This is a genomic window from Pseudomonas maumuensis, assembly GCF_019139675.1.
Lineage (GTDB): Bacteria > Pseudomonadota > Gammaproteobacteria > Pseudomonadales > Pseudomonadaceae > Aquipseudomonas > Aquipseudomonas maumuensis.
In genome coordinates this window covers 5,155,833-5,170,093 of record NZ_CP077077.1, presented here as the reverse complement: position 1 = coordinate 5,170,093, position 14,261 = coordinate 5,155,833, and the positions used below count along the sequence as shown (strand labels likewise).

The following is a 14,261-nucleotide window of genomic DNA, read 5'->3' as shown; positions in this document are numbered from 1 at the left end:
GGCTCCCCCTAGAACCACCCCTCTTGCATGCCCAGGCAGGTGTCGTCGCGGGCCTCGAGCAAAGCGAGGTCATTATGGCAGCCCGGCACTTCCCAGGTGAGGAAATAACGCGCGGCCTGGAGCTTGCCTTGGTAGAAGTCGCGGTCGCTGCCCTTGAGCAGGCCAACGTCGGCATGAATGGCCTGCTCCAGCCAGCGCCAGCCGATCACGCAGTGGCCGAATACCTTGAGGTACAGCGCCGAGTTGGCCAGTGCTCCGGCGACCTTGCCCTGGGCTAGATCGCCGAGCAGGGCGAGGGTCACGCTTTGCAGGCGATTGACCAGCTGCTCCAGCGGCTGGCGCAGTGTGTCGAGGTTCGGGTGATGGCTGGCGCGCTCGCAGGTGCCGGCGATCAGGCGGATCAGTTGCTTGAGCCCGGCGCCGTTGTTTTGCGCCAGCTTGCGCCCGAGCAGGTCGAGGGACTGGATGCCTTCGGTACCTTCGTGGATCGGGTTGAGGCGGTTGTCGCGGTAGTACTGCTCGACCGGGTATTCGCGGGTGTAGCCGTGGCCGCCGAGGATCTGGATTGCCAGTTCGTTGGCCTTCAGGCAGAACGCCGAAGGCCAGGACTTGACGATGGGCGTGAGCAGGTCGAGCAGCTCCAGGGCTTGCCGGCGTGCCTCTGCATCCGCAGCGGTGTGGGTGTCGTCGAATAGCCGGGCCGCGTATAGGCCAAGGTCGAAGGCACCCTCCACGTAAGCCTTCTGTGCCAGCAACATGCGCTTGACGTCGCTGTGCTGGATGATCGGCACGGCGGGGCTGTGCGGGTCTTTGTTGTCCGGCAGGCGGCCCTGTGGGCGTTGACGGGCGTACTCCAGTGAATACAGGTAGCCGGCGTAGCCGAGCATCACCGCGCCCATGCCGACGCCGATACGTGCCTCGTTCATCATCTGGAACATGCAGGCCAGGCCCTGGTGCGGCTGGCCGACCAGGTAGCCGACGCACTGGCCGTTGTCGCCGAAGTTGAGCGCGGTGGAGGTGGTGCCGCGCCAACCCATCTTGTGGAACAGCCCGGCCAGCAGCACATCGTTGCGCGGGCCGAGGCTGCCGTCGGCGTTGACCAGGTACTTGGGCACGATGAACAGCGAGATGCCCTTCACTCCGGCTGGCGCGTCGGGCAGCTTGGCCAGGACCATATGCACGATGTTTTCGGACAGCTCATGGTCGCCGCCGGAGATGAAGATCTTGTTGCCCTTGATTCGGTAGCTGCCATCGCCGGCAGGCTCGGCGCGGGTGCGGATATCGGCCAGCGAGGAGCCGGCGTGAGGCTCGGTCAGGGCCATGGTGCCGAAGTAGCGGCCTTCGATCATGGGGTGCAGGAACAGACGCTTCTGTTCTTCGCTGGCAAAGCTCTCGATCAGGTTGGCGGCGCCCATGGTCAGGAACGGGTAGGCCGTAGTGCCGGCGTTGGCCGCCTGGAAGTGGGCGAAGCAGGCTTGCGATACCAGGCTGGGCAGTTGCATGCCGCCGACTTCGAAGTCGCGGTTGGCGTTGAGGAAGCCCGCCTCAAGGAACGCATCCACTGCCGGCTTTACCTCCGGTATCAGCTCGGCGCGGCCATTCACGTAGCGCGGTTCGTTCTCGTCGCCCTTGCGGTTGTGCGGGGCGAAGAATTTCTCGGCGATGGTGCGGGCGGTGGTCAGCGCGGCGTCGAAGGTCTCGCGGCTGTGCTCGGCGAAGCGCGGGCGCTGGGTCAGGGCCTCGGCGTCGAGGACTTCGTAGAGTTCGAAGGCGAGGTTGCGGCTGCTGAGGAGTTGCTCGGACATAGCGGCATTCCTGGTTCGGGATGCAGCGAGTCTAGGTGGGGTGGTGGCGCGGGGGACAGGTTAATTGGTTTGGGTGATATGGCTTTAAAAGCCCGATAGCCTTCAGGCGCCTGTGAGTCGAGCGCTGCAAGGGTTTCGTTCAGCGCTTGCGTGCCCTGCGCTGAGCGCAAAAACACCGCGGGGCGAGCCCGCTCCCGCCAAGGCCTGCATGCGACCTTGTGGGAGCGGGCTTGCCCCGCGATGACGTCAGCGGCCTTAACCGATGGTCATCAGGCTGGCGTTACCACCCGCTGCCGCGGTATTCACGCTCACCGCCCGCTCGATCACCAGGCGCTCCAGGGCGATCTGGTGATCGCCGCTCGACAGCCCATGCACGCCGACGATCGCGCCGGCACGCTTGGCCACCTGCTCGCAGACGCCGCGCAACTGGTCGGAGTGACCGTGGTGGATGACCGCGTCGAAGGCGACCTCATCCTTGCTCCAGTCTGCCACCAGCTTGATCTTCGCCTGCAGTTCCTTCGGCAGACGAGCGCGCACGGTCTTGGCCGGCTCGCCGTCGTGGAACACCGCCGAGCTACCCACGGCCAGTACCGCTGCCAGCTGAGCCAGCAGGTCGGCCTCGTTGTCGGCCAGGCACAGCACGTGTTCGCGTGGCAGTACGGTGTAGGTGTTGCGCTCGCCGGTCGGGCCTGGCAGCACGCGGGTGATGCCGCTCTGCGACTGCTCGGCGAACTGCTCGCACAGTGCGGCCAGGTCGCTCATCTGGCTGCTTACCGCCCAGGTCTTGAGGGTGGTCAGCGGCTTGAGCTGCTGGTCGCGCAGGGTGGTGTCGGCCTGGCTGCGCGCATCGTCGGCCTGGAAGTGGCGGGCAATGGCATCGGCCGGGCGGGTCGACAGCAGGCGGTACAGGTACAGCGGGCCGCCGGCTTTCGGGCCGGTGCCCGACAGGCCTTCACCGCCGAACGGCTGAACGCCGACCACGGCACCGACGATGTTGCGGTTGACGTACATGTTGCCGGCGTTGACGTTGTCCACCACCTTGGCGATGGTCTCGTCGATGCGGGTATGCACGCCCAGGGTCAAGCCATAGCCGGAAGCGTTGATCTGCTCGATCAGCTGGTCCAGGTCCTTGCGGTTGTAGCGCACCACGTGCAGCACCGGGCCGAAGATTTCGCGCTTGAGCTCGTCGAAGCTTTCCAGTTCGATCAGGGTCGGCATCACGAAGGTGCCGCGCTTGATCTCTTCACCCTCGGCGATGGCCACCTGGTAAACGCTGCGGCCTTTGTCGCGCATGCCTTGGATGTGCTTCTCGATGCCGGCCTTGGCTTCGGCGTCGATCACCGGGCCGATGTCCACGGACAGGCGCTCCGGGTTGCCCAGGCGGCTTTCGGCCATGGCGCCCTTGAGCATCTCGATCACGCGGTCGGCGGAGTCTTCCTGCAGGCACAGCACGCGCAGGGCCGAGCAACGCTGGCCGGCGCTGTCGAAGGCCGACGACACCACATCGATCACCACCTGCTCGGTCAGCGCCGAGGAGTCGACGATCATGGCGTTCTGGCCGCCGGTTTCGGCGATCAGCGGGATCGGCCGGCCCTGGTTGTCCAGGCGCCCGGCGATGTTGCGTTGCAGCAGGCGGGCGACTTCGGTGGAACCGGTGAACATCACGCCCTTGACGCGCTCGTCACCGACCAGGCCGGCACCGACGGTTTCGCCCTGGCCCGGCAGCAGTTGCAGCACGCCTTCGGGGATGCCGGCTTCGAGCATCAGGCGCACGGCTTGGGCGGCGATCAGCGGGGTCTGCTCGGCCGGTTTGGCCAGTACCGGGTTGCCGGCGGCGAGGGCCGCGGCCACCTGGCCGGAGAAGATCGCCAGCGGGAAGTTCCACGGGCTGATGCACACCACCGGGCCCAGTGGGCGGCAGCTGTCGTTGCGCAGGTCGTTGCGTGCCTGCACCGCGTAGTAGCGCAGGAAGTCCACGGCCTCGCGCACTTCGGCGATGGCGTTGGCGAAGGTCTTGCCGGCTTCGCGCACCAGCAGGCCCATCAGCGGCTGGATATCGGCTTCCATCAGGTCGGCGGCGCGTTCGAGGATCGCGGCGCGCTCGGCCGGCGGGGTGGCCTGCCAGATCGGCGCGGCGTTCAGTGCGCACTGGATGGCGTTGTCGACGTCGGCGACGGTGGCTTCCTGCACATGGCCGACCACATCGCGGTGATCCGATGGGTTGAGTACCGCCACGGCGGCTTGCTCGCTGGCGGCGCAGGCCAGCAACGGGGCGGCTTTCCAGTCGTTGTGGGCGGTGGCCAGCAGGGCGCACGACAGCGACGCCAGGCGGTGTTCGTTGGCCATGTCGATGCCGGCCGAGTTGGCCCGCTCGCTGCCGTACAGCTCACGCGGCATCGGGATGCGCGGGTGCGGCAGGCCGATGCTGCCTTCCTGGGTACCCATGCGCTCGATGCTGGCGACCGGGTCGGCGACCAGTTCCTGGATCGAAATCGAGTGGTCGGCGATGCGGTTGACGAACGAGGTGTTGGCGCCGTTTTCCAGCAGGCGGCGGACCAGGTAGGCCAGCAGGGTCTCGTGGGTGCCGACCGGTGCGTACACACGGCACGGACGGTTCAGCTTGCCCTCGGAGATCTTGCCCACTACTTGCTCGTACAGCGGTTCGCCCATGCCGTGCAGGCACTGGAACTCGTACTGGCCCGGGTAGTAGTTCTGCCCGGCGATGGTGTAGATGGCCGACAGGGTGTGGGCGTTGTGGGTGGCGAACTGCGGGTAGATGGCTTCCGGGACCGCCAGCAGCTTGCGGGCGCAGGCGACGTAGGAAACGTCGGTGTACACCTTGCGAGTGTAGACCGGGTAGCCTTCCAGGCCTTCGACCTGGGCGCGCTTGATCTCGCTGTCCCAGTAGGCGCCCTTCACCAGGCGGATCATCAGGCGGTGGCGGCTGCGCTTGGCCAGGTCGATGACGTAGTCGATCACGTACGGGCAGCGCTTCTGGTAGGCCTGGATAACGAAGCCGATGCCGTTCCAGCCGGCCAGCGAAGGCTCGAAGCACAGGCGCTCGAGCAGGTCCAGCGACAGCTCCAGGCGGTCGGCTTCCTCGGCGTCGATGTTCAGGCCGATGTCGTACTGCTTGGCCAGCAGGGTCAGCGACAGCAGGCGCGGGTACAGCTCGCTCATCACGCGCTCGTACTGGGCGCGGCTGTAGCGCGGGTGCAGGGCCGACAGCTTGATCGAGATGCCCGGGCCTTCATAGATGCCGCGGCCGTGCGAGGCCTTGCCGATCGAATGGATCGCCTGCTCGTAGGAGGCCAGGTATTTCTGCGCGTCATGCTCGGTCAGCGCGGCTTCGCCGAGCATGTCGTAGCTGTAACGGAAGCCTTTGGCTTCGAACTTGCTGGCGTTGGCCAGGGCCTCGGCGATGGTTTCGCCGGTGACGAACTGCTCGCCCATCAGGCGCATGGCCATGTCGACGCCCTTGCGGATCATCGGCTCGCCGCTCTTGCCGATGATGCGGGTGAGCGAGGAGGTCAGGCCGGATTCATTGTGGGTGCTGACCAGCTTGCCGGTCAGCAGCAGGCCCCAGGTGGCGGCGTTGACGAACAGCGACGGGCTGTTGCCCAGGTGCGGCTGCCAGTTGCCGGTGCTGATCTTGTCGCGGATCAGCGCGTCGCGGGTGCCTTTGTCGGGGATGCGCAGCAGGGCTTCGGCCAGGCACATCAGCGCCACGCCTTCTTGCGAGGACAGCGAGAACTCCTGCAGCAGGCCCTGGACGATACCGGCGCGGCCACCGGCGCTCTTCTGGTTGCGCAGCTTGTCGGCCAGGCTCGCAGCCAGCTTGTTGGTGGCTTCGGCCTGGGCCGCCGGCAGGCGTGCCTGCTCCAGCAGCATCGGCACCACTTCCTGCTCGGGGCGACGGTAGGCTGCGGTGATCGCCGAGCGCAGTACCGACTGCGGCAGGATGCTTTCGGCGAATTCCAGGAAGCACTGGTGGGCGTGGTCGGCGGCGACTTCGCCGGCGTCGTCGCCAGCGGCGGCATGGCCGTTGAGGTCGTTCAGGGTGGCGCCACCCTCGAGCTTCTCGAGATAGTTGAAGATCGCTTGCTTGATCAACCAGTGCGGCGTGCGGTCGATGGACTGCGCAGCTGCTTTGAGTCGCTCACGGGTCGGGTCGTCGAGTTTGACCCCAAGGGTGGTCGTCGCCATTTCTTATCCTCGTTATTGGCCACGGATGTGGCCTAAGCTGAAGGCAAGATTAGCCTGTAGGACAATTCGGGTGCAACCGGGTGCAACCCGAAATCTTCATGGCAAAGGTGCAACTCGTCTGAAGGATGTTTCCGGGCAGCCGAAAGCGTTTTTTTTGCTGCTTTTGCTTATGTAAAGCGCTGTGTTTGCTCCGAAAAGGAGCAAAAAAGGGGGTTTATCCGAAAAGACAGGGCTGGGTGCAACTTGCAAATGAAAAATGGTTGCACCTGGTTCATGTTGTTGCATAGGATTCGCCGCCTGGGTGCAACCGCCGTGCGCGACGGTCGCAAGAGATAAAAACAACGCCAGGGCACAACTCATGGGCAATCCACTAACGATCACCTTCGTGATCTACATTGCGGCAATGGTGCTGATCGGCTTCGCCGCCTATCGCTCCACCAAGAACCTTTCCGACTATATTCTCGGCGGCCGTAGTCTCGGCAGCGTGGTCACCGCGCTTTCCGCCGGCGCATCGGACATGAGCGGCTGGCTGTTGATGGGCCTGCCGGGCGCCATCTACTTCGCGGGCCTTTCCGAGGCCTGGATCGCCATCGGCCTGACCGTCGGCGCCTACCTGAACTGGTTGTTCGTCGCCGGCCGTCTGCGTGTGCAGACCGAGCACAACGGTGATGCCCTGACCCTGCCGGACTACTTCTCCAGCCGTTTCGAAGACAAGACCGGCCTGCTGCGGATCATCTCGGCGATCGTCATCCTGGTGTTCTTCACCATCTACTGCGCCTCCGGCATCGTTGCCGGCGCCCGCCTGTTCGAAAGCACCTTCGGCATGTCCTACGAGACCGCCCTGTGGGCCGGTGCCGCCGCGACCATCGCCTACACCTTCGTCGGTGGTTTCCTGGCGGTGAGCTGGACCGACACCGTGCAGGCCTCGCTGATGATCTTCGCGCTGATCCTGACGCCGGTGATCGTGCTGATCTCCACCGGCGGCTTCGACCAGACCTTCGCCGCCATCGATGCGGTGAACCCGGCGCACTTCGACATGTTCAAGGGCGCGACCTTCATCGGCATCATCTCGCTGATGGGCTGGGGCCTGGGCTACTTCGGCCAGCCGCACATCCTGGCACGCTTCATGGCCGCCGACTCGGTGAAGTCGATCGCCAACGCCCGTCGCATCTCCATGACCTGGATGATCCTGTGCCTGGCCGGTACCTGCGCGGTGGGCTTCTTCGGTATCGCCTACTTCTCGGCGCATCCTGAGCTGGCGGGCCCGGTCACCGAGAACCACGAGCGCGTGTTCATCGAGCTGGCCAAGATCCTGTTCAACCCGTGGATTGCCGGTATCCTGCTGTCGGCCATCCTGGCCGCGGTGATGAGCACCCTGAGCTGCCAGCTGCTGGTGTGCTCCAGCGCCCTGACCGAAGACTTCTACAAGTCGTTCCTGCGCAAGAACGCCTCGCAGACCGAGCTGGTCTGGGTCGGTCGTCTGATGGTCCTGGCCGTCGCGCTGATCGCCATCGCCATGGCCGCCAACCCCGAGAACCGCGTGCTGGGCCTGGTGGCCTACGCCTGGGCGGGCTTTGGTGCCGCCTTCGGTCCGGTGGTGCTGATCTCGGTGCTGTGGAAGGGCATGACCCGCAACGGCGCCTTGGCCGGTATCGTGGTCGGCGCGCTGACCGTGATCCTGTGGAAGAACTACGTGGGCCTGGGCCTGTACGAGATCATCCCGGGCTTCTTGTTCGCCAGCATCGCCATCTTCGTGGTGAGCAAGCTGGGCAGCCCGTCGAACAGCATGGTTTCGCGCTTTGAAACCGCTGATGCGGCGTACCACGCTGACAAGTAACGCCTGCTGAATCGACGTCGCCTTCATCGCCGGCAAGCCAGCCCCCACAGGGATCACCTCAAGTCTGTGGGGGCCGGCTTGCCGGCGATGAGGTTCAAATCGTTCGACCGCCGTACCTGACGTCTCCCTCGCGACAAGGTAAACTTGCCGCCCCCGCAGGAGCCGCCATGAACTATCGTCACGCCTTCCACGCCGGCAACCACGCCGACGTCCTCAAGCACATCGTCCTCACCCGCCTCATCGCCCTGATGTCGCGCAAGGAGCAGCCGTTCGCCTATATCGACACCCACGCCGGCCTGGGTCTCTACGACCTGCAGGGCGACCAGGCGAGTCGTACCGGCGAATACCTCGAAGGTGTGGCCCGTCTGTGGAATCGCGATGATCTGCCGGCCGTCACCGCCGACTATCTAGGCGTTATCAAGCGCCTGAACAAGAACGGCGAGCTGCGTTACTACCCGGGCTCTCCCGAGCTGGCCCGCCGCCTGATGCGCGAGCAGGACCGCGCGCAGCTCAACGAAAAGCACCCCGAAGATGGCGCGCTGCTCAAAGAGAACATGAAGAAGGATCCGCGCGTCACCGTACACCTGGGTGAGGGATGGCACATTCCGCGGGCCTTGCTGCCCGTGCAGGAGAAGCGCGCGATCATGCTGATCGACCCGCCGTTCGAGCAGGCCGACGAGCTCAAGCGTTGCACCATTGCCATGAAGGAGGCGATCGGTCGCATGCGCCAGACCGTCGCGGCGATCTGGTACCCCATCAAGGACCAGCGCTCGCTGACCCGCTTCTATCAGGACCTGACCAGCACCGGCGCGCCGAAGCTGCTGCGGGTCGAGCTGTACGTCCATCACCAGGACAGCCCGCAGGGCCTGAACGGCTCGGGCCTGGCTATCGCCAACCCGCCGTGGGGCCTGGAGGACGAGCTCAAGACGCTGCTGCCCTGGCTGGCCAAGGAACTGGCGCAGACCGCCGGCAGCTTCCGCATGGACTGGCTGATCGCCGAGTAAGCGGGCGGCACGATACCCTCATGGCAACGGGCTTGCCCCGCGATGGCGCCGGTGGATTCGCCGCTATCGCGGGGCAAGCCCGCTGCCACGCGAGTGCATCGCGCCTGGCCATCTTTGCGTTATAATCCCGCCCCTTTAGCCGCCATCCGCCCGAATGGCCGTTGGCGCACTTCATACCGATTTGAGAGGCTAACCCCTTGGCACTGACGATTCTTGGCCTGTCCGGCGCCCTTAGCCATGACCCTTCCGCGGCCCTGTACATCGACGGCAAGCTGATTGCCGCCGCCGAAGAAGAGCGCTTCGTGCGTGACAAGCATGCGAAGAACCGCATGCCCTACGAGTCGGCGAAGTTCTGCCTGGAGCAGGCCGGCATCAAGCCGTCGGACGTCGACGTGGTGGCCATTCCGTTCGCCCCGATCAGCCTGTTCGGCAAGGCCCGCTGGCACTACGCCAAACGCTACTGGTACGCCCCGGACCGCGCCCTCGACGCGCTGCTGATGGGCAACCGCCGTTACAAGCGCTACCGCAAGAAGATCGTCTGGTGCCTGGAGCAGCTGGGTTTCGATCCGAAGAAGATCAAGATCGAACCGGTCGAGCACCACCTGGCCCACGCCTCCAGCGCCTACCACTGCTCGGGTTTCAAAGAGAAGACCGCGATCCTCGGTATCGACGGCAAGGGCGAATACGCCACTACCTTCTTCGGCTACGGCGAGAACGGCAAGATCCACAAGATCAAGGAGTTCTTCGACCCGGATTCGCTGGGTGGCCTGTACGGCGCGATCACCGAGTTCCTCGGCTTCGAGATGCTCGACGGTGAGTTCAAGGTGATGGGCATGGCGCCGTATGGCGACGCCAGCAAGTACGACTTCTCGCGCCTGGCCAGCTTCGAAAACGGCGAACTGGTGATCAACACCGAGTACGCCAACGTCATTGGGCTGCGCCGCTATAAAGAAAAGGGCAAGGGTTTCTACTTCTCGCCCAAGCTGATCGAGTGGCTGGGCCCGAAACGCGAAGGCGACATCGCCGACGAGCCGTACATCCACTACGCGGCCAGCATGCAGGCACTGTTCGAGAAGCTGGCCCTGCAGATGATCGACCATTACCTGGGCGATACCCTGAAAGAGACCGGCAAGCTGGCCTTCGCCGGCGGCTGTGCTCTGAACGTCAAGCTGAACCAGAAGATCATCGCCCGCGATGACGTGAAAGAGCTGTTCGTCCAGCCGGCCTCCGGCGACGCCGGTACTGCGGTGGGTGCTGCTGCCTATGTGTCCCACGCCCGCGGCGTGCCGGTCGAGAAGATGGAGCACGTCTACCTCGGCCCGGCGTACTCCAACGAAGACGTGATCGCCGCCTGCGCCCGTCACCCGAGCAAACCGGTATGGCGCAAGCTTGAGAACATGCCCGAGCAGATCGCCAAGATCATGGTCGACGGCAACCCGGTGGCCTGGTTCCAGGGCCGCATGGAGTTCGGCCCGCGTGCGCTGGGTGGTCGTTCGATCATCGGTTGCCCGAGCGTGCCGGGCGTGGCCGACCGCATCAACCACCAGATCAAGTTCCGCGAGCGCTGGAGGCCTTTCTGCCCGTCGATGCTCGACACCGTTGCCCCGCAGATGATCAAGATCGATCATCCGGCACCCTTCATGACCTTCACCTTCGAAGTGGCTGAAGAGTGGAAGAGCCGGGTACCGGAGGTGGTTCACGAGGACGGCACTTCCCGCGCCCAGGTGCTCAAGCGCGAGTACAACCCGCGCTACTACGACATGATGAAGGCCCTTGAGGGCCTGACCGGCAACGGCGTGTCGCTGAACACCTCGCTCAACCGCCGTGGCGAACCGATGATCTGCTCGCCGACCGACGCCCTGAACATGTTCTTCGGCTCGGATCTGCAGTACCTGATCATGGAAGACATCCTGGTGGTCAAGGACGGCGCTGCGCCTTATGACCAGCCGCTCTGAACCGCGGATCCTGCAGTTCTGCCACGGCTATGACGGGCCCTTCCTCGATTGCGCCCGTCAGTACGCCAGCCTGTTCCAGGGCAGCGGCTACAAGGTCACCACCGTGTTCCTCACCGGGGCGGCTGACGCGCAGGTCGCGGCTGGCTGCGCCTCGGACGAGGTGTTGTTCCTAGAGTTCAGTTCAAAGGCCGTGCGCGGCTTGAAGCTGGGCGCCATCGCCGCGCTGCGCAAGATTGCCGCGCAGCGCAACTTCAGCTTCTGCATCGCTCACCGCTTCAAGCCGATCTATGTCGCGCTGCTGGGCACCGGTTTGCCGGTGATCGGTGTGCATCATGCGTTCGGCGATTATCAGCGCAAGGGGCGGCGGCTGTTCGCCAACCTGTTGCGCAAGCGCCTGAGCTTGCTGGGGGTGTCGGATGCGGTGCGCGATGACATGCGCCGTTGCCTGGCGCACTGGCCTGCCGAGCGCATCCAGACCCTCTACAACCGCATCGACATCGAGACGCTGCAGGCCAGCCTGGTCCCTCGCGATGAAGCGCGCCGGGCCTTGGGGCTGGATGAGCAGGCCTGGGTGGTCGGCAATGTCGGTCGCCTGCATCCGGACAAGGACCAGGCCACGCTGCTGCGCGGATTTGCCCAAGCGCTGCCAGGGTTGCCGCCCGGCGCGCGGCTGGCGATCCTGGGCAAGGGGCGGCTGGAGGCGAATCTCAAGGCGTTGGCTGCCGAGCTAGGTATTGCCGCGCAGGTGGATTTCCTTGGCCAGGTGGCGGATGCCCGTCGCTACTTTCAGGCGTTTGATGTCTTCGCGTTGAGTTCGGACCACGAGCCGTTCGGCATGGTCCTGCTCGAAGCCATGGTCGCTGGTGTACCGCTGCTGGCCACCGCCTGCGGTGGTGCGCGCGAGGTGGTCGAGGGGGTCGGCGTGCTGTTCCCGCTGGGCGATGCCGCGCAGCTGGCCCAGGGCCTCAAGCACCTGGCCGGGCTGGATGAGCAGCAGCAGGCGGCGTGTGCGCAGCATATGCTGCAACGCCTGCGCGAGCGCTTCAGCGATCAGGCGGTGCGCGATACGTTCTGGCAATTGCCGCAAGTCCGTGCGCTGGTAGCGGAGGCCTGATGCTCAACTTCATCCAAGGCTGGCGCGAACGCGGTTGGCAGGTCATCGATGCGGCCGCTTACGGCGAGGCCTGGCAGCGCTTTGGCGGCAGTGTCGCCACCCACCCGCTGGTGATCGAGCAACTGGCCGAGCTGGCACAGATCCCGGTGCGCTACCTGGGGTACCCACAGGGCGGCGAATTCAAGGCTGCGCTGCCGACGTGGGGGCGCCACCTGGCGCTGTCCAAGGAGGTGCTCAAGCGCCACGGCAAGAAGGGCCTGTTCGACCTGGGCAATGCCGAAATCATCCTACCGGCTGCCGATGATTGCGCCGCGCCGCTGCGTCATGCCGGGCGTTACCTGTCGGCGTTGAACCAGGGTCGATTCAGCGGCCTGAAGGTGCAGCCCGAGCAACTGGCGATGGCTCGCGCTCACGAAGACCTGTCGAAGAAGTTTCGCTACAACCAGCGTCGCGAGTTGCGCCTGCTGGAGGAGGCGGGCGGGCAGGTGCGGCCGATCAGCGATTTCAGCGCTGCCGAGATCGCTGCCATGTACTGCGAGCTGTTCCAGCGCCGCTGGGGTTTCCCGGCCACTGGCGCGGCGCGAATGGCCGAGGTGGTCGAGCGCCTGCGTGAGCTGTTGATCGGCTCGGTGCTGTTCCTGGAGGACAAACCGATCGCGATCCAGCTGGTGTACCGCGTCGAGGCTCCGGCGTGGATCAGCATCGAGTACGTCAATGGCGGCGTCGACCCCGAGACCAAGGCCTTCAGCCCCGGTAGTGTGTTGAGCTTCCTCAACACACAGGCTGCCTGGGAGGACGCCAATGCGCGCGGCAAGGCGCTGCGTTTCTCCTTCGGCCGTGCCGACCGCGAGTACAAGGACCGTTGGTGCAACCCTGTGCCGGTGTTCCAGTCGTGAGCCGCAAGCAGCAATTGCTCAAGCGCCACCGGCGCAACAAGCGCCTGGGCCTTTTGGTCGCGCTGGTGCTGTTGGTTGCGCTGGGAGGGCTCACCTGGTGGTGGCTGCCGCTGTTGCTGTTGCCACTGCTGTGGGCCGCTCATGAAGCGTGGTTCGCCGACCACCTGTTCTATGCGCCCAGCGAAGACTACACCTACCGCTTCGGCGAGCAGACCCGCGAAGCGATTGCTACGTTGCAGGGCGACCTGCTGCGCACCGATGCCGCCTTGCATGGCGACGAGACACTGATACTCGAAATCGGTATCAAGAGCACTTGGCTGGGGCGCTTGCTCGACCCTCGGGTCGAGTTGCTGGGTGCCACGGCGAGTGATGCGCAGACCTTCGAGCGTGGCGCCCGGGGTGTGCGCTACCTCAACCTGACCGGCCTGGCCGAGCCGCTGGCGGCGGGCACGCTGCGCTTGCGCGGGCGCCATTGCCGCTTGCAGGGCAGTCCGCGCCTGTGGATAACCCCGGCCATCGAGCTGCGCAAGCGGCGGGTGATGGTCATTGCGCCCCACGCCGACGACGCCGAGCTTGCCGCCTACGGCTTGTACAGCCAGGCCGAGGAAACCTGGGTGGTAACCCTGACCGCCGGTGAAATCGAGGCCGAGCACTACCAGCGCATGGGCCTGGAAAGGGCCGAGGCCGCGCGGCTCAAGGGTCGGCTGCGGGCCTGGGACAGCATTGCCGTGCCCCGCTGGGCAGGGGTGGCGGAGTCACGTTGCGTGCAACTGGGCTATTTCTGCCTGCAACTGCCCGCCATGCAAGCGGCGCCGGCCCAGCCGCAGGTCTCGCGTGAAGCGGACATGGCGGATATCCGCCCGTTCCGTTGCTTCAATCCGTTCCCGTTGCCCGCCGATGCCGATGGCGCGCCGACCTGGCATAACCTGCTGGCCGACCTGCGTGCGCTGTTGGAAATGGCCAGGCCGCAGGTGCTGGTGATGCCGCACCCGACCCTCGACCCGCACCCCGATCACATCTGTGCCCAGGCTGCCGTGCGCGAAGCGCTGCAAGGTTTGGCCTGGCAGCCGGAGACGCTGCTGTGCTACGCCAACCATCTGCATGACAATGACCGCTGGCCGATGGGCGACAGCGGCGATGGCGTGGCCTTGCCGCCGCAGCTGGAAAGCACTGAGGCCTGGCTGCCGTGCAGCCTGCTGCTGGACACCGCGACTCAGCGCGACAAGGCCATGGCCTTGGGCATGATGCACGACTTGCAACCCCCGGCGCCTTTCAAGCGCCGCCTGCGCCGTGTGCTGCAGCGCTGGCTGGCAGGCCGCCGACCGTCGCCTTATGGAGAGAACGAGTTCTTCCGCAAGGCTGTGCGTCGGCATGAACTGTTCTGGCGTCGCGACCTGTGACCCCGAAGCATGATGACTGCGATAGCGCCGAGCGCCCAAGGAAC

General features: G+C 65.3%; 9 protein-coding genes. 6 read left to right on the top strand and 3 right to left on the bottom strand.

Annotation, left to right across the window (positions count from 1 at the left end; translation table 11 throughout):
* Positions 1-8: 8 nt before the first annotated feature.
* The 3 genes from KSS90_RS23090 to KSS90_RS23080 all read right to left on the bottom strand — a co-directional run bounded on the left by KSS90_RS23090 (position 9) and on the right by KSS90_RS23080 (position 6,371).
* Positions 9-1,805 (bottom strand): acyl-CoA dehydrogenase, encoded by a 1,797-nt coding sequence (locus tag KSS90_RS23090; RefSeq protein WP_217867411.1) that lies wholly within the window; start codon positions 1,803-1,805, stop codon positions 9-11.
* Positions 1,806-2,060: 255 nt separating this feature from the next.
* The gene (gene putA, locus KSS90_RS23085) at positions 2,061-6,011 is read right to left on the bottom strand and encodes a trifunctional transcriptional regulator/proline dehydrogenase/L-glutamate gamma-semialdehyde dehydrogenase (protein ID WP_217867410.1); all 3,951 of its coding nucleotides are present in this window, start codon (positions 6,009-6,011) and stop codon (positions 2,061-2,063) included.
* Positions 6,012-6,107: 96 nt separating this feature from the next.
* Entirely contained in the window at positions 6,108-6,371 is a 264-nt protein-coding gene (locus KSS90_RS23080; RefSeq protein WP_217867408.1) for a hypothetical protein, read from the bottom strand.
* Between KSS90_RS23080 and putP the strand changes: the two genes are divergently transcribed.
* The 6 genes from putP to KSS90_RS23050 all read left to right on the top strand — a co-directional run bounded on the left by putP (position 6,370) and on the right by KSS90_RS23050 (position 14,217).
* Complete coding sequence (putP, locus tag KSS90_RS23075; RefSeq protein WP_217867407.1) at positions 6,370-7,848, top strand: sodium/proline symporter PutP; 1,479 nt, start codon at positions 6,370-6,372, stop codon at positions 7,846-7,848. The genes KSS90_RS23080 and putP overlap by 2 nt on opposite strands.
* 167 nt (positions 7,849-8,015) lie before the next feature.
* Positions 8,016-8,852: a 23S rRNA (adenine(2030)-N(6))-methyltransferase RlmJ gene (locus KSS90_RS23070; RefSeq protein WP_217867406.1), complete on the top strand. Its 837-nt coding sequence runs from the start codon at positions 8,016-8,018 to the stop codon at positions 8,850-8,852.
* A gap of 197 nt (positions 8,853-9,049) precedes the next feature.
* Entirely contained in the window at positions 9,050-10,807 is a 1,758-nt protein-coding gene (locus tag KSS90_RS23065; protein WP_217867405.1) for a carbamoyltransferase family protein, read from the top strand.
* Positions 10,791-11,921, top strand: coding sequence for a glycosyltransferase (locus KSS90_RS23060; RefSeq protein WP_217867404.1), 1,131 nt, complete (start codon positions 10,791-10,793; stop codon positions 11,919-11,921). Before KSS90_RS23065 ends, KSS90_RS23060 begins: the two co-directional genes overlap by 17 nt.
* Positions 11,921-12,817 carry an antimicrobial resistance protein Mig-14 gene (locus KSS90_RS23055; RefSeq protein ID WP_217867403.1) on the top strand — a complete coding sequence of 299 codons (897 nt, stop codon included), beginning with the start codon at positions 11,921-11,923 and terminating at the stop codon, positions 12,815-12,817. Before KSS90_RS23060 ends, KSS90_RS23055 begins: the two co-directional genes overlap by 1 nt.
* Positions 12,814-14,217: a PIG-L deacetylase family protein gene (locus KSS90_RS23050; RefSeq protein ID WP_217867402.1), complete on the top strand. Its 1,404-nt coding sequence runs from the start codon at positions 12,814-12,816 to the stop codon at positions 14,215-14,217. Before KSS90_RS23055 ends, KSS90_RS23050 begins: the two co-directional genes overlap by 4 nt.
* Positions 14,218-14,261 lie beyond the last annotated feature (44 nt).